At 67.9% G+C, this 18,283-nt stretch carries 14 protein-coding genes; 7 read left to right on the plus strand and 7 right to left on the minus strand.

Annotated elements, in window-relative coordinates:
* Nucleotides 1-194: 194 nt before the first annotated feature.
* The 5 genes from HMPREF1224_RS21435 to nagE are packed head-to-tail and all read left to right on the plus strand — an operon-like array spanning nucleotide 195 to nucleotide 7,347.
* On the plus strand, nucleotides 195-938 hold the full coding sequence (locus HMPREF1224_RS21435) for a GntR family transcriptional regulator (RefSeq protein ID WP_003113827.1): 744 nt from the start codon (nucleotides 195-197) through the stop codon (nucleotides 936-938).
* Nucleotides 939-954: 16 nt separating this feature from the next.
* A complete protein-coding gene (gene nagA / locus HMPREF1224_RS21440; protein WP_003113826.1) occupies nucleotides 955-2,046 on the plus strand; it encodes an N-acetylglucosamine-6-phosphate deacetylase in 1,092 nt (363 codons plus the stop codon).
* The gene (locus tag HMPREF1224_RS21445; protein WP_003148055.1) at nucleotides 2,043-3,065 is read left to right on the plus strand and encodes an SIS domain-containing protein; all 1,023 of its coding nucleotides are present in this window, start codon (nucleotides 2,043-2,045) and stop codon (nucleotides 3,063-3,065) included. The genes nagA and HMPREF1224_RS21445 overlap by 4 nt, the downstream gene beginning before the upstream one ends.
* 16 nt (nucleotides 3,066-3,081) lie before the next feature.
* Nucleotides 3,082-5,610: a phosphoenolpyruvate--protein phosphotransferase gene (ptsP, locus tag HMPREF1224_RS21450; RefSeq protein ID WP_003113824.1), complete on the plus strand. Its 2,529-nt coding sequence runs from the start codon at nucleotides 3,082-3,084 to the stop codon at nucleotides 5,608-5,610.
* A gap of 24 nt (nucleotides 5,611-5,634) precedes the next feature.
* Nucleotides 5,635-7,347: an N-acetylglucosamine-specific PTS transporter subunit IIBC gene (nagE, locus tag HMPREF1224_RS21455; RefSeq protein ID WP_003113823.1), complete on the plus strand. Its 1,713-nt coding sequence runs from the start codon at nucleotides 5,635-5,637 to the stop codon at nucleotides 7,345-7,347.
* A 201-nt stretch (nucleotides 7,348-7,548) separates the two neighbouring features.
* On the opposite strand, the gene HMPREF1224_RS21460 is transcribed toward nagE, so the two are convergent.
* From HMPREF1224_RS21460 to purL, 3 genes are all read right to left on the minus strand, one after another.
* The gene (locus tag HMPREF1224_RS21460) at nucleotides 7,549-7,866 is read right to left on the minus strand and encodes a YqfO family protein (protein WP_003092679.1); all 318 of its coding nucleotides are present in this window, start codon (nucleotides 7,864-7,866) and stop codon (nucleotides 7,549-7,551) included.
* Between the two features lie 179 nt (nucleotides 7,867-8,045).
* Nucleotides 8,046-8,324 (minus strand): CDGSH iron-sulfur domain-containing protein, encoded by a 279-nt coding sequence (locus tag HMPREF1224_RS44225; protein ID WP_003113822.1) that lies wholly within the window; start codon nucleotides 8,322-8,324, stop codon nucleotides 8,046-8,048.
* Between the two features lie 6 nt (nucleotides 8,325-8,330).
* The gene (gene purL, locus HMPREF1224_RS21465) at nucleotides 8,331-12,227 is read right to left on the minus strand and encodes a phosphoribosylformylglycinamidine synthase (protein ID WP_010793381.1); all 3,897 of its coding nucleotides are present in this window, start codon (nucleotides 12,225-12,227) and stop codon (nucleotides 8,331-8,333) included.
* A gap of 276 nt (nucleotides 12,228-12,503) precedes the next feature.
* Between purL and mltF the strand changes: the two genes are divergently transcribed.
* Nucleotides 12,504-13,976 (plus strand): membrane-bound lytic murein transglycosylase MltF, encoded by a 1,473-nt coding sequence (gene mltF / locus HMPREF1224_RS21470; protein ID WP_003104806.1) that lies wholly within the window; start codon nucleotides 12,504-12,506, stop codon nucleotides 13,974-13,976.
* A gap of 13 nt (nucleotides 13,977-13,989) precedes the next feature.
* Here the strand turns inward: mltF and HMPREF1224_RS21475 are convergent, their stop codons facing one another.
* Both HMPREF1224_RS21475 and HMPREF1224_RS21480 read right to left on the minus strand, forming a co-directional pair.
* Nucleotides 13,990-14,574 carry a DUF2239 family protein gene (locus tag HMPREF1224_RS21475; protein WP_010793382.1) on the minus strand — a complete coding sequence of 195 codons (585 nt, stop codon included), beginning with the start codon at nucleotides 14,572-14,574 and terminating at the stop codon, nucleotides 13,990-13,992.
* A 126-nt stretch (nucleotides 14,575-14,700) separates the two neighbouring features.
* Complete coding sequence (locus HMPREF1224_RS21480; RefSeq protein ID WP_003105913.1) at nucleotides 14,701-15,957, minus strand: aromatic amino acid transport family protein; 1,257 nt, start codon at nucleotides 15,955-15,957, stop codon at nucleotides 14,701-14,703.
* Nucleotides 15,958-16,019: 62 nt separating this feature from the next.
* On the opposite strand from HMPREF1224_RS21480, the gene HMPREF1224_RS44230 reads away from it, so the two are divergent.
* On the plus strand, nucleotides 16,020-16,259 hold the full coding sequence (locus HMPREF1224_RS44230) for a hypothetical protein (protein ID WP_152959661.1): 240 nt from the start codon (nucleotides 16,020-16,022) through the stop codon (nucleotides 16,257-16,259).
* Nucleotides 16,260-16,345: 86 nt separating this feature from the next.
* On the opposite strand, the gene tadA is transcribed toward HMPREF1224_RS44230, so the two are convergent.
* Nucleotides 16,346-16,894, minus strand: coding sequence for a tRNA adenosine(34) deaminase TadA (gene tadA / locus HMPREF1224_RS21485; protein ID WP_003092697.1), 549 nt, complete (start codon nucleotides 16,892-16,894; stop codon nucleotides 16,346-16,348).
* Nucleotides 16,885-18,276 (minus strand): multicopper oxidase family protein, encoded by a 1,392-nt coding sequence (locus tag HMPREF1224_RS21490; protein ID WP_003119305.1) that lies wholly within the window; start codon nucleotides 18,274-18,276, stop codon nucleotides 16,885-16,887. Before HMPREF1224_RS21490 ends, tadA begins: the two co-directional genes overlap by 10 nt.
* Between the last annotated feature and the right edge of the window lie 7 nt (nucleotides 18,277-18,283).

Genomic DNA, 18,283 nt, shown 5'->3' on the forward strand with positions numbered 1-18,283 from the left:
CCGCCGCGAGATTTTCCGGCGGCGTTTTCTTTTATCCGTCAAACCCTTGCATCCCTTACTCAGGCCGAGTCAATCGACGGGACGGCTGGCTGACGCGTGCGCGACGCACAACTGGCATTGACGTGGTATTCAAGTGGTATTAGTTTTCCCAGCATTACCGGGCGACAACAACACAATCCGCATCGGAACCTCTCATGAAGACAGCCCACGACCTGCTCCTGGCCCTGCGTCCCGACGAGGCGCAACCCACCCCCCTCTATCTGCAACTGGCGCGCAATCTCGAGAGCGCGATCCATGCCGGCCAGTGGAAAGCGGAGGAAGCGCTGCCCTCCGAACGCAACCTCAGCGAAACCCTGAACATTTCCCGCGTCACCGCGCGCAAGGCCCTCGAAGTACTCTTCGAGCAGGGCCTGATCCGCCGCAACCAGGGCTCCGGCACCTTCATTACGCCGCGTCTCGAACAACCGTTGTCGCGTCTCTCCAGCTTCAGCGAGATGCTCCGCCTGAAAGGCTTCACCCCCGGCTCCACCTGGCTGGAGCGCGGCATCGCCCTGCCCACCCACGACGAACTGATCCGCCTCGGCCTCTCGCCGACCGAGAAGGTCACGCGCATGAAGCGCCTGCGCAAGGCCGACGGCACAGTGATGGCGATCGAGAACAGCACCCTGCCGGCGCGCCTGCTGCCGGACCCGACAGCGGTCGGCGATTCCCTCTACGAATACCTGGACGGCATCGGTCGCCCAGTGGTCCGCGCCCTCCAGCACGTGCGCGCGATCAACTCGTCCGCGTCCGATGCCGCGCTGGTCGGCATCGCGCCGGGCACCGCGATGCTGCTGATGACCCGGATCGGCTACCTCGAGGACAACACCCCGATCGAGCTGACCGACACCTACTGCCGCAACGACTACTACGACTTCGTCGCCGAACTGCGACGCTGACCGACACGGAGCCGCCATGCTCGAAGGCAACATTCTCACCCCGCAAGGCTGGGTCCTCGGCCGCCTACACATCCAGGACGGGCGTATCCAGCGGATCGAAGGCGAGCCCTGCGATCCGGCCGGCAACGCCGATCCGTACCTGCTGCCAGGCTTCATCGACCTGCATGTGCACGGCGGCGGCGGCCGCGACATCATGGAAGGCGGCGACGCCTTCGCCACCATCGCCCGCACCCACCGGCGCTTCGGCACGACCTCGCTGCTGGCCACCACCATGACCGCACCGCGCGAGGAGATCGCCGACATCCTCAGCCAGCTCGGCGCTTACTGCCGCCGCTCGCTGGAGGGCGGTTCACGGATACTCGGCGTGCACCTGGAAGGCCCCTACATCAACTCCGGCAAGCTCGGCGCGCAGCCCAACTTCGCCCATGCCGCGGTGCTCGAGGAAGTCGAGGACTACCTGCGCCGCGCGCCGATCCGGGTGATCACCATCGCCCCCGAGATCGCCGGACACCGGCCGCTGATCCGCGCCCTCGCCGAGCGCGGCGTACGCCTGCAGATCGGCCATACCCTGGGCAGCTACGAGGACGGCGTGGCCGCACTGGAAGCCGGCGCCAGCAGCTTCACCCACCTCTACAACGCGATGACCGGCCTGCACCACCGCGAACCGGGTATCGTCGGCGCGGCCCTGGCCCACGCACGCTACGCCGAGCTGATCCCCGACCTGCTGCATGTCCATCCCGGCGCCATCAGGGTGGCCCTGCGTTCGATCCCGTGCCTGTACTGCGTGACCGACTCCACCGCCGCCGCCGGCATGCCCGACGGCCAGTACAAGCTCGGCAGCCACACGGTGACCAAGTGCCTGGGCGGCGTGCGCCTGCCCGACGGCACTCTGGCCGGCAGCACCCTGACCATGGACCAGGCGCTGCGCAACCTGGTGAAGATCGGCCTGCCCCTGGCCGAAGCCTCGCAACGCCTTTCGCAATTCCCCGCCGATTACCTCGGCCTCGCCGAGCGCGGCCGCCTGGCGCCCGCAGCCTGGGCCGATGTGGTGCGCCTGGATCGCTCCCTGGAACTCGACGCCGTGATGGTGGAAGGAGAACTCGAATGACTTCGCTGATGCTCGAGGAAGCGCTCTCCGCCGCCACGGTGGCGAGCCGTCAACTGGCCGTGCTCGACGCCTGCCTGCCGGCGCTTGGCCAGCGTCTGCGGGAGGTCGATCCGAACCTGGCGCTGACCGTCGCGCGCGGCAGCTCCGACCATGCCGCCAGCTACTTCGCCTACCTGGCCATGCAGCACGCCGGCTTGCCGGTGGCCTCGCTGCCCATGTCGGTAGTGACCCTGAACCGCTCGCCACTGCGTGTCGCCGGGCAGGCCGTCTTCGCTTTCTCGCAGTCCGGGCAGAGCCCCGATCTCGTGGACAGCCTGCGCATCCTGCGCGAACGCGGCGCCCTGGGCATCGCCCTGGTGAATGCCGAGGATTCGCCGCTGGAAGCCGCCAGCGAATTCGTCGTGCCGCTCTGCGCCGGCGCCGAGCGCAGCGTCGCAGCGACCAAGAGCTTCATCGCCACGCTCAGCGCCAGCGCCCGCCTGCTCGCCCACTGGCAGCGCGACAATGCCCTGCTGGCCGCAGGCCAGGGCCTGGCGGCCGGGCTGGAGCAGGCCGCCAGGCTCGACTGGTCGCCGGCCATCGAGGTCCTGCGCGACTGCCAGCGGCTGATGGTGATCGGTCGCGGCGCCGGCTACGCCATCGCCCAGGAGGCCGCGCTGAAATTCAAGGAAACCTCGGCGATCCAGGCCGAGGCCTTCAGCAGCGCCGAGGTCCGCCATGGACCGATGGCGCTGGTCGAGGAGCGCTATCCGCTGCTGGTGTTCGCTCCCCGCGGCCCGGAGCAGGAAGGCCTGCTGGCGCTCGCCGAGGATATGCGCCAGCGCGGTGCGCAGGTATTGCTCGCCGCCCCGGACGACATCGCCGAACGCGACCTGCCGCTGCAGCGCGCCGCGCATCCGGCGCTCGATCCGATCCTGGCGATCCAGAGTTTCTACGTCATGGCCGCCGGCCTGGCCGAAGCCCGCGGCATGGACCCGGACCAGCCACGGCACCTGAGCAAAGTCACCCGAACCCACTGAGCCTGAGCGCGCGCCCATGAACAACAAGAATCTCGCCCTCAAAGCGCCCCTGAGCGGCCCCGTGATGCCGCTCAACCGAGTACCCGACCCGGTGTTTTCCAGCGGCACCCTGGGCGAAGGCATCGCCATCGACCCGCTCAACGACTGCCTGCACGCGCCCTGCGCCGGGCTGGTCAGCCACTTGGCGCGAACCCGCCACGCGCTCAGCCTGCGCGCCGACAACGGTGCCGAGCTGCTGCTGCACGTCGGCCTCGACACCGTACAGCTGCAAGGCGAAGGCTTCGAGGCGCTGGTCGAGGAAGGTGCGCGGGTGATCGAGGGCCAGCCGCTGCTGCGCTTCGACCTGGACCGCGTCGCCCGCGGCAGCCGCAGTCTGATCACGGTGATGATCCTGACCAACGGCGACGGCTTCCAGGTACGCCCGCTGACCACCAACCCGGTGGAGGTCGGCGCGCCGCTCCTGCAACTGAGTCCGGAGAAGGCCGAGCAACGTCCGGCCAATCCCGCGCCTGGCGAAGGCTCCGCGCAGCGCCAGGTCCGCGGGCGGGCGCGGGTCGCCCATCATGGCGGTCTGCACGCACGCCCGGCAGCGCTGCTACGCAAGACCGCGCAGGGCTTTTCCAGCCAGGCCGAACTGCACTTCGCCGGGCAGGTGGCCAGCGTCGACAGCCTGGTCGGCATCATGGGCCTGGGGGTCGCCGAACAGGACGAGGTAGAGGTGATCTGTCGCGGCGAAGACAGCGAGGCGGCCCTCGGCGCCCTGCTCGCGGCCCTCGCCAGCGCCACCGCGGGGGCTCCGAAGGATGCCCCGCGCGCCATCGCCCCGGGCGAGCCGGCGCGACCTGCGGCTGTCGCCGGTACCCTGGCCGGCGTCTGCGCTTCGCCCGGCCTGGCCAGCGGTCCCCTGGCGCGGCTCGGCGCCATCAGCCTGCCGGCGGATGACGGCCGGCATCGTCCCGAGGAACAGCACCTCGCCCTGGACCAGGCCCTGCAACGGGTGCGCGACGACGTACAGGGGAGCCTGCAGCAGGCCAGGCTCGGCGGCGACGAGAACGAAGCGGCGATCTTTTCCGCGCATCTCGCGCTGCTGGAAGACCCGGGTCTGCTGGACGCCGCCGACATGCTGATCGACCAGGGCGTCGGCGCCGCCCACGCCTGGCACCGGGCGATCCAGGCCCAGTGCGAGATTCTCCAGGCGCTGGGCAACCTGCTGCTGGCCGAGCGCGCCAACGACCTGCGCGACCTGGAAAAACGCGTGCTGCGGGTACTGCTCGGCGACACCGCGCCGTTGCGGGTGCCTGCTGGGGCCATCGTCGCCGCCCGGGAGATCACCCCCTCCGACCTCGCGCCGCTGGTGGATGCCGGCGCGGCTGGCCTGTGCATGGCCGAAGGCGGCGCCACCTCCCACGTGGCCATCCTCGCCCGCAGCAAGGGCCTGCCGTGCCTGGTGGCGCTCGGCGCCGGGCTGCTGGAGCTGGAGGAAGGCCGGCAGGTGGTGCTGGACGCCGGCCAGGGCCGGCTGGAACTCAGCCCCGACGCTCGACGCCTGGAGCAGGTCGCCTTGCAAGTGGCGCAGCGCGAGGAACAACGCCGCCGCCAGCAGGCCGATGCGCAGCGCGAGGCGCTCACCCGCGACGGCCGGCGCATCGAGATCGGCGCCAACGTCGCCTCGCCGCGCGAGGCCGCCGAAGCCTTCGCCAACGGCGCCGACGGGGTCGGCCTGCTACGCACCGAGTTTCTCTTCCTCGAGCGCCGCGCCGCGCCCGACGAAGAGGAGCAGCGCAACGCCTACCAGGAGGTCCTGGACGCCATGGGCCAGCGCAAGGTGATCATCCGCACCATCGATGTCGGCGGCGACAAGCACCTCGACTACCTGCCGCTGCCGGTGGAAGAAAACCCAGCACTGGGCCTGCGCGGCATCCGCCTCGGCCAGGCGCGCCCGGAGCTGCTCGACCAGCAGTTGCGCGCGCTGCTGAGGGTCGAACCACTGGAACGCTGCCGGATACTGCTGCCGATGGTCAGCGAGGTCGACGAACTGCGCGCCATCCGTCGCCGCCTCGGCGAGCTGGCCACGCAGTTGGGGATCGAGCGCCTGCCCGAACTCGGGGTGATGATCGAAGTGCCCTCCGCCGCCCTGCTCGCCGATCAACTGGCCGAACACGCCGACTTCCTCTCCATCGGCACCAACGACCTGTCGCAGTACGCCCTGGCCATGGACCGTTGCCACGCCGGCCTGGCCGACCGCATCGACGCCCTGCACCCGGCGCTGCTGCGGCTGATCGCCCAGACCTGCGCCGGAGCAGCCCGCCACGGCCGCTGGGTCGGCGTCTGCGGTGCGCTGGCCTCGGACCCGCTGGCGACACCGGTACTGGTCGGCCTCGGGGTCGAGGAATTGTCCGTCGGGCCGAACCTGGTCGGCGAGATCAAGACCCGGGTGCGCCAGCTCGACGCCGCTGAATGCCGCCGCCACGCCCAGGCGCTACTGGACCTGGGCAGCGCCCGGGCGGTGCGCGACGCCTGCCTGCAACACTGGCCGCTGGCCTGACAAGAACAATCGGAGACCACCGCCATGCCCCCGTTCCTGATCGAAAGCCTGCAACGCCTGGGCCGCGCCCTGATGCTGCCGATCGCGATCCTGCCGATCGCCGGCCTGCTGCTGCGCCTGGGCGACGTCGACCTGCTCGACATTCCGCTGGTCCACGACGCCGGCAAGGCGATCTTCGCCAACCTGGCGCTGATCTTCGCCATCGGCATCGCCGTCGGTTTCGCTCGCGACAACAATGGCACCGCCGGCCTCGCCGGCGCCATCGGCTACCTGGTGATGATCTCGGTGCTCAAGGTGATCGATCCGGGCATCGACATGGGCGTGCTCTCCGGCATCATCAGCGGCCTGGTGGCTGGCGCCCTGTATAACCGCTTCAAGGACGTGAAGCTGCCGGAATACCTGGCGTTCTTCGGCGGCCGCCGCTTCGTGCCGATCGCCACCGGGATCAGCGCGGTCTGCCTGGGCCTGCTGTTCGGGGTGATCTGGCCACCGCTGCAACAGGGCATCAACGGCCTCGGCCAACTCATGCTGGAAAGCGGCAGCTTCGGCGCCTTCGCCTTCGGCGTGCTGAACCGCCTGCTGATCGTCACCGGGTTGCACCACATCCTCAACAACCTGGTGTGGTTCGTCTTCGGTAGCTTCACCGACCCGGAAACCGGGCGCGTCGTCACCGGCGACCTGGCGCGCTATTTCGCCGGCGACCCGAAGGGCGGCCAGTTCATGGCCGGGATGTTCCCGGTGATGATGTTCGGCCTGCCCGCCGCCTGCCTGGCGATGTACCGCAACGCCCGTCCGGAGCGGCGCAAGCTGATCGGCGGGCTGCTCCTGTCGATGGCCTTGACCGCCTTCCTCACCGGCGTCACCGAGCCGGTGGAGTTCGCCTTCATGTTCCTCGCGCCGCTGCTCTACCTGCTGCATGCGCTGCTCACCGGCCTGTCCATGGCCCTCACCGACCTGCTCGATATCCGCCTCGGCTTCACCTTCTCCGGTGGCGCCATCGACCTCGCCCTGGGCTGGGGCCGTTCCACCCACGGCTGGATGCTCTGGCCGCTGGGCCTGCTCTATGCCGGCATCTATTACCTGGTGTTCGACTTCTGCATCCGCCGCTTCAACCTGAAGACCCCGGGCCGCGAAGACGACGCGAGCAGCGAATCGGGCGACAACGCCGAAGCCGAGCGCGCCCCGGCATTCATCCGCGCCTTGGGTGGCGCAGCCAACCTCGAAGTGGTGGACGCCTGCACCACGCGCCTGCGTCTGCGCCTGGTCGACCGCAACAAGGCCTCGGACGCCCAACTCAAGGCCCTCGGTGCGATGGCCGTGGTACGTCCGGGCAAGGCCGGCAGCCTGCAGGTGGTGGTCGGCCCACAGGCCGACAGCATCGCCGACGAGATCCGCCGCGCCCTGCCCTTCGATACGCAACCGGGCGAAGCCGTACCGCCGCTGGGCAGTCCGCACACAGCCGAAGAGGTGGTGGCGATGCAGGCCACCGTCGACGCCGCCGAAGCCCAGGCCTGGCTCGGCGCCCTCGGCGGCGCCGGCAACCTGCGCGAGGTACGGGACGTCGCACTGACCCGCCTGCGGGTCAGCGTGGCGGACGAACGCAAGCTGGCCACCGAGCAACTGCGTCGTCTCGGCGGACAGGGCGTCAGTTCCCTCGCCGGCGGCATCTGCCATATCCTGGTGGGCCCCCGCGCCGCGGCCCTGAGCCAGGCCCTGCAACCGCTGCTGCGGCGCTGACGGCAGGAGGGCTGGACCTCGGCCAATCGGCGGATAACCGCCAAGCGGTTATTCGCCCCACGCCACAGCTCCCCCGTTCGGGTTCGATAATCGCGAAGCGGTTGTTCGCGCCACGCCACAGCCCCGGGTCGGGCTCTCCCCGTGAGGCGGATAACGAAAAGGGCGGCCACTGGCCGCCCTTCTTGCTTGTCCGAGGAAAACTCAGAAGACCATGTCGGTCAGGCGCCAGACTTCGTAGGCCGGGGTCTCATAGGGATGCGCCGCCTTCAGCGCCTTGACGCTGGCGTGGATGAGCTCGTCGGCCACCACCAGCTCCACTTTCCACTCCGCCACGTGCTCGACCTGGCCGACCTGGCCCAGGTAGGGTTGGCTACCGTCCAGGGGCCGGAACTGGCCCTGGCCAAGGGACTGCCAGCAGCAACTGTCGTACGCCCCGATGCGCCCGCCACCCGCGGCGAACACCGCTTGCTTGACGACATCCAGATGGCTCTCAGGCACATAGAAACACAGCTTGTACATCGTTTTCTCCGCACGAATCGAATGCTGCACGAGGCGGTCGGTGGTTGTGCGACTGCCGACGCCAAATAATGGCACTTTGCCTTGACATGATGAATATTTGACGCTGCCTTTACGACAGATAAGCGCAACATTTGTTCGCTCGTCACAACACCTTCGTGCGGGCGTTCACAGATTTACGTTCAGCCGCGGAAACGCCGCCACCTGGCCTTCAGCCCGGAGGCGGAAGGCGCATGGCTGCCGTCGCAATACGGCAGGTCGGCGGAGCGCCCGCAGCGGCACAACAGCAACAGGCGCTCGCGGGTCGCGTGGAGCGTCAGGCCGTTGCGGCAGTCGGCGGGACAATCGGGAAGCGAAGCCGAAGCCCCGCAGGTACAGAGCCGCAAGGTGTCGCCGGGAGAGACCCGGCGAACCTCGGGAAGAAGGTCGGGCGACGAGTTGGAGTCCGCATCGCCCGCCATGCCGGATCAGTCCACCCAGACCCGGGCGTTGCGGAACATGCGCAGCCAGCCGCCGTCTTCCTGCCAGTCGTCCGGACGCCAGGAATTCTGCACGGCGCGGAACACCCGCTCGGGGTGCGGCATCATGATGGTGACCCGGCCGTCGCGGCTGCTCAGCCCGGTGATGCCGCGCGGCGACCCGTTGGGGTTGGCCGGGTAGGCTTCGGTGACCTTGCCGTGGTTGTCGACGAAACGCAGCGACACGCAGCCGGAAAGGTCGGCCTCGAGCAACGCTTCCTCCGACTCGAACTCCGCATGGCCTTCGCCATGGGCGATGGCGATCGGCAGGCGCGAACCGGCCATGCCCTGCAGGAAGATCGACGACGACTCCTGCACCTGGACCATCGCCACCCGCGCCTCGAACTGCTCGGAACGGTTGCGCACGAAGTGCGGCCAGAACTCGGTGCCGGGAATCAGCTCGTGCAGGTTGGACATCATCTGGCAGCCGTTGCAGACGCCGAGGGCGAAGCTGTCCTTGCGCGCGAAGAACGCCTGGAAGCCGTCGCGGGCGCGGGCGTTGAAGAGGATCGACTTGGCCCAGCCCTCGCCGGCGCCGAGCACGTCGCCGTAGGAGAAGCCACCGCAGGCCACCAGGCCCTTGAAGGCGTCCAGGTCGACCCGCCCGGCGAGGATGTCGCTCATGTGCACGTCGATCGCGGCGAAGCCGGCGCGGTCGAACGCCGCGGCCATCTCCACCTGGCCGTTGACGCCCTGCTCGCGGAGGATCGCCACTTTCGGCCGCACGCCCTTCTTGATGTAGGGCGCGGCGATGTCGTCGTTGACGTCGTAGCTGAGCTTGATCGACAGCCCGGGGTTGTCTTCGTCCAGCAGCGCGTCGAACTCCTGCTCGGCGCAGTCGGCGTTGTCGCGCAGACGCTGGATCTGGTAGCTGGTCTCGCTCCAGATGCGTTGCAGGATGCGGCGCTGGGCGCTGTAGACGGTCTCGCCGTTGTAGTTCAGGTTGATCTCGTAGCCGTTGACCGGCTGGCCGATCACCGCCACGCAGTCGTCGAGACCGGCGGCGCTGAACTGCGCGAGGACTTCCGGAGTGGCGCCCTCGCGAACCTGGATCACCGCGCCCAGTTCCTCGCTGAACAACACGGCCGCCAGCTCTTCGCGGCTATCGGCCAGGGCATCGAGGTTCAGCTCGACGCCGCAGTGACCGGCGAAGGCCATCTCCAGCACGCTGGTGATCAGGCCGCCGTCGGAACGGTCGTGGTAGGCGAGGATATGGCCGTCGGCATTGAGCCCCTGGATCACCGCGAAGAAGGCTTTCAGGTCCTCGGCGTCGTCGACGTCCGGCACGACGCGGCCGAGCTTGCCGTGGACCTGGGCCAGGATCGAGCCGCCGAGACGGTTCTTGCCGCGGCCGAGATCGATCAGGATCAGGTCGGTCTCGCCCTTGTCCAGGCGCAGTTGCGGGGTCAGGCTCTGGCGCACGTCGGCGACCGGGGCGAAGCCGGTGACGATCAGCGAGACCGGAGAAGTGACGCTCTTGTCCTCGCCATTGTCCTGCCAGCGGGTCTTCATGGACATCGAGTCCTTGCCCACCGGGATGGTGATGCCCAGTTCCGGGCACAGTTCCATGCCCACGGCCTTGACCGTGTCATACAGGCGCGCGTCCTCGCCGGGGTGGCCGGCGGCGGCCATCCAGTTGGCGGAAAGCTTGATGTCGGACAGCTTGCCGATACGCGCGGCAGCCAGGTTGGTGACCGTCTCGCCGATGGCCATGCGTCCGGAAGCCGGGGCGTCCAGCAGCGCCAGCGGGGTACGTTCGCCCATCGCCATGGCCTCGCCGGTGTAGACGTCGAAGCTGGTGGCGGTGACGGCGCAGTCGGCCACCGGCACCTGCCAGGGCCCGACCATCTGGTCGCGGGCCACCAGCCCGGTGATGGTGCGGTCGCCGATGGTGATCAGGAAGCTCTTGCTGGCCACGGCGGGATGGCGCAGGACGCGCTCGACGCTTTCCTGCAGCTCCAGCCCGGCGGCGTCGAAATCGTCGCCCAGCTCGGCCTCGCGGGTAACCGCGCGGTGCATGCGCGGCGCCTTGCCGAGCAGGACTTCCAGCGGCATGTCCACCGGCTTGTTGTCGAAATGGCTGTCGGCGACGGTCAGCTGGCGCTGCTCGATGGCCTCGCCGACCACCGCGAACGGGCAGCGCTCGCGCTCGCAGATGGCCTTGAAGGTCTCGAAGTCGGCGGCGTCCACCGACAGCACGTAGCGCTCCTGCGACTCGTTGCACCAGATTTCCAGCGGGCTCATGCCCGGCTCGTCGTTGGGCACCGCGCGCAGCTCGAAGCGACCGCCGCGGCCGCCGTCGTTGATCAGTTCCGGCAGGGCGTTGGACAGGCCGCCGGCACCGACGTCATGGATGAAGCTGATCGGGTTGCGCTCGCCGAGCTGCCAGCAGCGGTCGATCACTTCCTGGCAACGTCGCTCCATTTCCGGGTTGTCGCGCTGCACCGAGGCGAAGTCGAGGTCGGCGGAGCTGGCGCCGGTGGCCATCGAAGAGGCGGCGCCGCCGCCCAGGCCGATCAGCATGGCCGGGCCGCCAAGGACGATGAGCTTGGCGCCGACGCTGATCTCGCCCTTCTGCACGTGTTCGTCGCGAATGTTGCCCATGCCGCCGGCGAGCATGATCGGCTTGTGGTAGCCGCGCACTTCCTCGCCGTGAGGGGTAGCGATCTTCTGCTCGAAGGTACGGAAGTAGCCGGTCAGCGCCGGACGGCCGAACTCGTTGTTGAACGCGGCGCCGCCCAGCGGGCCCTCGATCATGATGTCCAGCGCGGTGACGATGCGCTCGGGCTTGCCGTAGGGCACTTCCCAGGGCTGTTCGAAACCGGGGATCTGCAGGTTGGACACGGTGAAGCCGGTCAGGCCGGCCTTCGGCTTGGCGCCGCGGCCGGTGGCGCCCTCGTCGCGGATCTCGCCGCCGGAACCGGTGGAGGCACCGGGGAACGGCGCGATGGCGGTCGGGTGGTTGTGGGTCTCCACCTTCATCAGGATCTGCACCGGCTCGCGGCTGGCGGCGTATTCGCGGGTCTGCGGATCGGGGAAGAAACGCCCGGCGACATGGCCGACGATGACCGCGGCGTTGTCCTTGTATGCGGACAGCACGCCTTCGCGGTTCATCTCGTAGGTGTTCTTGATCATGCCGAACAGGCTCTTGTCCTGGGCCTGCCCGTCGATGTCCCAACTGGCATTGAAGATCTTGTGCCGGCAATGCTCGGAGTTGGCCTGGGCGAACATCATCAGCTCGACGTCGTGCGGGTTGCGCCCCAGTTCGCCGAAGCTCTTCAGCAGGTAGTCGATCTCGTCCTCGGCCAGGGCCAGGCCCAACTCGACGTTGGCCTTCTCCAGCGCGGCGCGACCGCCGCCAAGCACGTCGACGGCGGTGAGCGGGCGGGGCTGCGCATGGCTGAACAGCTCGGCGGCGCCTTCCAGGCGGTCCAGCACCAGTTGGGTCATGCGGTCATGCAGGCGGGCGGCGACCTGCTGGGCGTCGCTCTCGGACAGTTCGCCCTGCACATAGTAGGCAATGCCGCGCTCCAGCCGGTCGATCTTCGCCAGGCCGCAGTTGCGGGCGATGTCGGAGGCCTTGCTCGACCACGGCGAGATGGTGCCGAAGCGCGGCACCACCAGGAACAGCCGTCCGCTGGGCTCCTGCACCGGCACGCTCGGGCCGTATTTCAGCAGCCGCGCCAGCACCTGCTCCTCGTCGGCGGTGAGCGCGCCGGTGACGTCGGCGAAATGCGCGAACTCAGCGTACAGCCCGGTAACGGCAGGTACGTGCTGGGTCAGTTGCTCGAGCAGTTTGCCGTGGCGGAAAGCGGAAAGGGCGGGAGCGCCGCGCAGGATCAGCATTGTCGGAACAGCCTCTGGAGACGGGAAGGTGTGGGGGCCGGCCGGGCCGGCCCGCAGAGGCCGTGCATTCTACCGTAAAGCACCGTCCGGCGGCACCCGCGCCGATGGCTATCGCATAGCCCTCCATCGGATCCGCGGCGGCCCGCTTCGAGAACGGCGCCGCAGCGCTCTGCGACGGGGCAAGCGAAACGGCGGACGAACGGTATCCCGGCGATAGCAGAGAAGGTCCCGGCTGTCGAGATATGGCGCCGTCTCGCCTTTGCGTATACTGCGCCGATGTTTGCCCTGACCGCGTACCGCTTACGTTGCGCCGCCTGGCTGTTGGCGACCGGCATCTTTCTGCTGCTTGCGGGCTGTAGCGAGGCGAAAGCCCCTACCGCCCTGGAGCGCGTGCAGAAGGAGGGCGTACTGCGCGTGATCACCCGCAACAGCCCGGCCACCTACTTCCAGGACCGCAACGGCGAAACCGGCTTCGAATACGAACTGGCCAAGCGCTTCGCCGAGCGCCTCGGCGTCGAGCTGAAGATCGAGACCGCCGACAACCTCGACGACCTCTATGCCCAGCTTTCCCGCGAGGGCGGCCCGGCGCTCGCCGCGGCCGGCCTGACCCCGGGACGCGAAGACGACGCCAGCGTGCGCTACTCGCACACCTACCTCGACGTCACCCCGCAGATCATCTACCGCAACGGCCAGCAGCGCCCGACCCGCCCGGAAGACCTGGTCGGCAAGCGCATCATGGTGCTCAAGGGCAGCAGCCACGCGGAGCAGCTCGCCGAGCTGAAGAAGCAGTATCCCGAACTGAAGTACGAAGAATCCGATGCTGTCGAAGTGGTCGACCTGTTGCGCATGGTCGACGTCGGCGACATCGACCTGACCCTGGTCGACTCCAACGAACTGGCGATGAACCAGGTGTACTTCCCCAACGTCCGCGTCGCCTTCGACTTCGGCGAAGCCCGCGGGCTGGCCTGGGCCTTGCCGGGGGGCGACGACGACAGCCTGATGAACGAGGTCAACGCGTTCCTCGACCAGGCCAAGAAGGAAGGCCTGCTGCAACGCCTGAAGGACCGTTACTACGGGCATGTCGACGTACTCGGCTACGTCGGCGCCTACACCTTCGCCCAGCACCTGCAGCAACGCCTGCCGCGCTACGAAAGCCACTTCAAGCAGAGCGGCAAGCAGCTGGATACCGACTGGCGCCTGCTCGCCGCCATCGGCTACCAGGAATCGCTGTGGCAGCCCGGCGCCACCTCCAAGACCGGCGTGCGCGGCCTGATGATGCTGACCAACCGGACCGCCCAGGCGATGGGCGTGTCCAACCGGCTCGACCCGAAGCAGAGCATCCAGGGCGGCAGCAAGTATTTCGTGCAGATCCGCAGCGAACTGCCCGAGAGCATCAAGGAACCGGACCGCAGCTGGTTCGCCCTGGCCGCCTACAACATCGGCGGCGCGCACCTGGAAGACGCGCGCAAGATGGCCGAGAAGGAAGGCCTCAACCCGAACAAGTGGCTGGACGTGAAGAAGATGCTGCCGCGCCTGGCGCAGAAGCAGTGGTACGCCAAGACCCGCTACGGCTATGCGCGCGGCGGCGAGACCGTGCACTTCGTACAGAACGTGCGGCGCTACTACGACATCCTCACCTGGGTGACCCAGCCGCAGATGGAAGGCAGCCAGATCGCCGAGAGCGGGTTGCACCTGCCCGGCGTGAACAAGACGCGCCCGGAAGAAGACAGCGGCGACGAGAAACTCTAGCCGCCCCCTCCCCTCAGGATTCTCCGTCGCTTGCCAGCCAGGCGGCGTGCTCGCGCACATCGGTCGGCCAGCCGGCGATCCGCTCGGCGAAGCCCTCGCGATCCCCGGTGAACAGCGCACGCGTCGCCTCCTCGAAGCCCGGCAGGTCGCCGGCCATCGCATTCATGAAATGGTAGGCGCGCTCCTGCGCCTGCCGCGCACGCCCGGACTGGCTGCGGCGCGCCTCCTCGACCAGCTTGCGCAGCGCCACCGAGGCGCCCCCGGGCTGCGCGGCGAGCCATTCCCAGTGGCGCGGCAACAAGGTCACCTCGCGCGCCACCACGCCCAGCTTCGGCCGCCCGCGCCCGCGCGGCGCGGCCTCCTCCGCCGGTTGCCGCTCGCCTGCGACGACCAGGCGCGCCAGCAGGTCCTCGCTGGAACCACGGATATCGAGATCGACGGAGCGCCCAGTGGCATTGTCGAATACCAGCAGCGGTCCGGCTGCACCGCCGGCGACCGCTTGCTTCAAGGCCAGCGCGACCTCCGGCAGCGCCGCCGTCAGCAGCCGGCGCGTGCCGTCGAAGCAGGTGAAGGATTGGATGTATGGATCATTGGCCATGACAGGCTCCCATGGATGGAACGCCCGAATAATACCCGGATATAAATAGAGCAACAATATTAATCCGGATAAAATAAATCCCATGAAAAAGGCCGCCCTATGGCGGCCTCTTCCGGCAGCGATGACCTACCAGCCGGCCGGCAGCAGGTTCATGGCGCTACAAATGGCGTAGGCGGCGCTGGCCAGGTAGATCGTCACGATCACCGCCTGGATCGCCGGATGGGCGATCCAGCCGCATTTCCAGGCCGGCTCGAAGTCGCCGTTCCTACGCGCCGAGCGCAGCATCAGGATCGGCATGATCGAGAGAATCACCCCGCTGAAGGCCCCGGCGAAGTACAACGCGTTGACGAAGCCGACCAGCCCGCTGTAGGCCAGGACGAACGGCGGCAGCGCGACGATCGCCAGCACCAGCAGGCGGGTCTTCGGCCGGTTCTCCGGACCGAGCTTGTGGAACTTGTCGAAGATGTTGGTCAGGAAGCTACCGCCCAGGCCCCAGTAGGACGTCAGCATGGCGCACAGGGCGAAGGTGTTGGCGGTGAAGAAGGCCCATTCGCCGAGCGCCTTGCCCCAGGCCAGGGTGGCGACTTCGGACTGGTTCTCCAGGCCGGTCAGGGCGATCACCGAGAGCGGCACGATGCTGAGCAGGACGAAGGTGGTCAGCATCCCGGTGATCACCGCCTTCGGCAGGCGCTCCGGGGCGTGGCTGAAACCACGGGCCATCTCCGGGACGATGTACTGGGCGGAGAAGCAGAACACCGCGATGTTGAATACCGGCACCATGTAGATCCAGTCGCCGTCGAGCAGACGGGCGAACTCGGTATTGTCGTTGAGCAGGGTGGCCGCCACCAGGATCAGGATCATGCTGACCATGCCGATGCTGATGAACTTCTCGCCCTTGCCGATGGCGCTCAGCCCCAGGTACAGCACGCCGGCGGCCGGAATGAAGAACAGCACGCTGCCCAGGGCCGGGCTGATACCGAAGAAGGCGCTGAGGATCTTGCCGCTGCCGCTCATGTAGGCGATCAGCGCGCCGATGCTGTTGACCGCTACGGACAGGAAGATCGCCCAGGCGCCGAAGGAGCCGACATAGCGCTGGGCAAGGCCGCTCAACTGGTTGTGGGTGCGCGTGCGCAGGGCGGTTTCCGAGACGTAGAGCATGGAAATGGTGGTGAACAGGCCGGCCACCGCCAGCCAGAGCAGCAATGGCATGAAGCCGGCCTTGCGGCTGGCGTAGGCCATGGACAGCACGCCTGCGCCGATGTTGGTTCCGACGATCATCGCCACCGCCTCGAGGAACGTCAGGCGCTTGACCTCCAGTCCCGAGGAATCGACGGCTTCCGCCCCGGCGTGATCCTGATACTGCTGGACCCGGGTATCACTCATGACAACAACTCCCTGCATTTCGAATTGGCATTGTGCGGGAGGCGGCCAGGACCGCCGTACCGATGGCCTTCTTCGAGGACAATGCAGGGCCGGGAATCGCGGACGCCTCCGGACCGGCCGCGCTTTTCGGCTGCGCGGTCCGGCGGGGGTATCCGCAGGCGGGCTCGCTCTCACCTGAAGCCATTGCCTGCGGGCCGCTTGCTCAAGCGGCCGTGCAAAATATCACACAATTCGACGAAGGAAGCGCGCGGCGACTACGACTTTACGCCTATGCCGATCGTCCGAAATATCCGGATAAATAATTGATGCAGATGGCTTTTGAAGGAGAGGAAGGGGCAAGGACGTGCTTTAACGTTTCAGCCGGAGCGTTCGAAAAGAGAAACATCCGTCAGTCTTCGCGAGGCTTCTTCGCCGCTTCGCGCCGCGCGCGGAAGAACGCCGAGAGCGCCTGGCTGCATTCTTCCGCCAGCACGCCGCCCTCGACCATGACCCTATGGTTGAGATGCTCCTGCTCGAAGAATCGCCCACGGCTTTCCACTGCGCCCGACTTGGGCTCGACCGTGCCGTACACCAGGCGCTGGATGCGTGCGTGCACCAGCAGTCCGGAACACATGCTGCAGGGTTCCAGGGTCACATACAGGGTGCTGCCTGGCAGCCGGTAGTTGCCCGCCTCCGCCGCTGCCATGCGGATCGCCAGCATTTCGGCGTGGGCACTGGGATCGTGGCTACTGATCGGCCGGTTGAAGCCCCGCCCGATGATCTCGCCCTCGCGCACCAGGACCGCGCCCACCGGCACTTCGCCGAGGGCCGCGGCCTTTTCCGCCTCTGCCAGGGCCTCGCGCATGAAATGCGGGTCCCGGCTGCGATCGATGATCGGACGCACGCCTTTTACCGTCGGGTAGCCCTTGCCGTTGCTGATCAGCTTAGTCACCCGCACCAGGCCTCGCCGACCGCGATGGTCCCCATCAGGCCGGTCTCCATATGGTCGATGACGTGGCAGTGGAACATCCACAGGCCCGGATTGTCCGCCACCAGCGCCACGCGGGCAGTCTCGTTCTTGCCCAGCAGGTAGGTGTCGGTGAAGTACGGGATGATGTCCCGGCGATCCGAATCCAGCACCTTGAAGGCCATCCCATGCAGGTGGATCGGGTGCTGGTACTGCGCCATGTTGCGCAGCTCGAAGATGTAGCTCTGGCCTTCCTTGAGCTTGGCCAGCGGCGGCGCGTTGTGCTTGTGCTCCTCGCCGCCTTCCCAGGCCTTGCCGTTGATCTGCCAGAACGACGGATAGGGATTCTTGCCGCTGGTATCGGACATGGCCCCGACCCACTCGAAACGGAAACCGATCTTCTCGGCATTGGCCAGGTCCGGTTCGCTCACCGGATTCGCCGGCAACGGCTTCGGCCAGTCGCCGGCAGGTGCCTCGGCGCTGGCCACGCTGCGGATCGTCGCCAGGCGTACCGGCCCGTCGCGCAGGGACAGCTCGGTGCCCGCTTCCGGCACCTTCAGCGCCAGCTCCAGGCGCATCCCGGGACCGATCCAGTACTGCCCCTCGAAGCCGCGTGGTTCCACCGGATGGCCATCGATGGCATAGATCCTCGCCTCGCCGTTGGGCAGGTTGAGACGGTAGGTGACGGTGTTGTCGACGTTCAGCAGGCGCACCCGGACGATCTGCCCGGCCGGCAGGTCGATGGTCGGCACATGCTTGCCGTTGATCGTCGAATAGCGCCCGCGGGTGCCTTCGCGCGCGGCCTGGCGCGGCACGCTGAAGGGGGTGAAGGCGCCCTGCTCGTCCACGTGCCAGGTCTTCAGGCAGAGAACCTTCTCGTGGCGGAACCCGGTGGGTTCACGCTCCTCGATGATCAGCGGGCCGACCAGTCCGCGGCCGAGCTGCTCGCTGCTCATCAGGTGCGGGTGGTACCAGTAGCTGCCGGCGTCCTGGGTCTTGAACTGGTAGATGAAGCTCTCGCCCGGCTGCACCGGCGGCTGGGAAATGTACGGCACGCCGTCCATCTCGATCGGCAGGCGGATGCCGTGCCAGTGGATGGTGGTCGGTTCGTCCAGCCTGTTGGTGAAGCGCACCCGCAGCCACTCGCCCTGCTTCGCCCGCAACTCCACGCCGGGGCACTGGCCGCCATAGGCCAGCGCCGGACTGCTGAAGCCCGGGACGATCTCCAGGTCCAGCGGCGCGGCGATCAGTTCGTAGTCGTACTCCTGCGCCACCTGCGGACGCGCCAGCCAGAGGCGCGCGCCGCCGGCGCCGAGGCCGACCACCGCCAGCCCGGCGAGGCCGCCGAGCACTTGTCTACGGGTAAATGTCATGGAGCCT

This window comes from Pseudomonas sp. P179 (assembly GCF_000478485.2).
In the GTDB taxonomy this organism is placed as follows: domain Bacteria; phylum Pseudomonadota; class Gammaproteobacteria; order Pseudomonadales; family Pseudomonadaceae; genus Pseudomonas; species Pseudomonas aeruginosa.

What these genes read in the sequence shown, in the direction of transcription:
- mltF (WP_003104806.1), top strand. Translation starts at nt 12,504, where the DNA reads ATGTTTGCCCTGACCGCGTACCGCTTACGTTGCGCCGCCTGGCTGTTG.
- HMPREF1224_RS21480 (WP_003105913.1), bottom strand. Translation starts at nt 15,957, where the DNA reads ATGAGTGATACCCGGGTCCAGCAGTATCAGGATCACGCCGGGGCGGAA.
- HMPREF1224_RS21490 (WP_003119305.1), bottom strand. Translation starts at nt 18,276, where the DNA reads ATGACATTTACCCGTAGACAAGTGCTCGGCGGCCTCGCCGGGCTGGCG.
- HMPREF1224_RS21445 (WP_003148055.1), top strand. Translation starts at nt 2,043, where the DNA reads ATGACTTCGCTGATGCTCGAGGAAGCGCTCTCCGCCGCCACGGTGGCG.
- HMPREF1224_RS21460 (WP_003092679.1), bottom strand. Translation starts at nt 7,866, where the DNA reads ATGTACAAGCTGTGTTTCTATGTGCCTGAGAGCCATCTGGATGTCGTC.
- nagA (WP_003113826.1), top strand. Translation starts at nt 955, where the DNA reads ATGCTCGAAGGCAACATTCTCACCCCGCAAGGCTGGGTCCTCGGCCGC.
- ptsP (WP_003113824.1), top strand. Translation starts at nt 3,082, where the DNA reads ATGAACAACAAGAATCTCGCCCTCAAAGCGCCCCTGAGCGGCCCCGTG.
- purL (WP_010793381.1), bottom strand. Translation starts at nt 12,227, where the DNA reads ATGCTGATCCTGCGCGGCGCTCCCGCCCTTTCCGCTTTCCGCCACGGC.
- HMPREF1224_RS44230 (WP_152959661.1), top strand. Translation starts at nt 16,020, where the DNA reads ATGGCCTTCTTCGAGGACAATGCAGGGCCGGGAATCGCGGACGCCTCC.
- HMPREF1224_RS21475 (WP_010793382.1), bottom strand. Translation starts at nt 14,574, where the DNA reads ATGGCCAATGATCCATACATCCAATCCTTCACCTGCTTCGACGGCACG.
- HMPREF1224_RS44225 (WP_003113822.1), bottom strand. Translation starts at nt 8,324, where the DNA reads ATGGCGGGCGATGCGGACTCCAACTCGTCGCCCGACCTTCTTCCCGAG.
- nagE (WP_003113823.1), top strand. Translation starts at nt 5,635, where the DNA reads ATGCCCCCGTTCCTGATCGAAAGCCTGCAACGCCTGGGCCGCGCCCTG.
- HMPREF1224_RS21435 (WP_003113827.1), top strand. Translation starts at nt 195, where the DNA reads ATGAAGACAGCCCACGACCTGCTCCTGGCCCTGCGTCCCGACGAGGCG.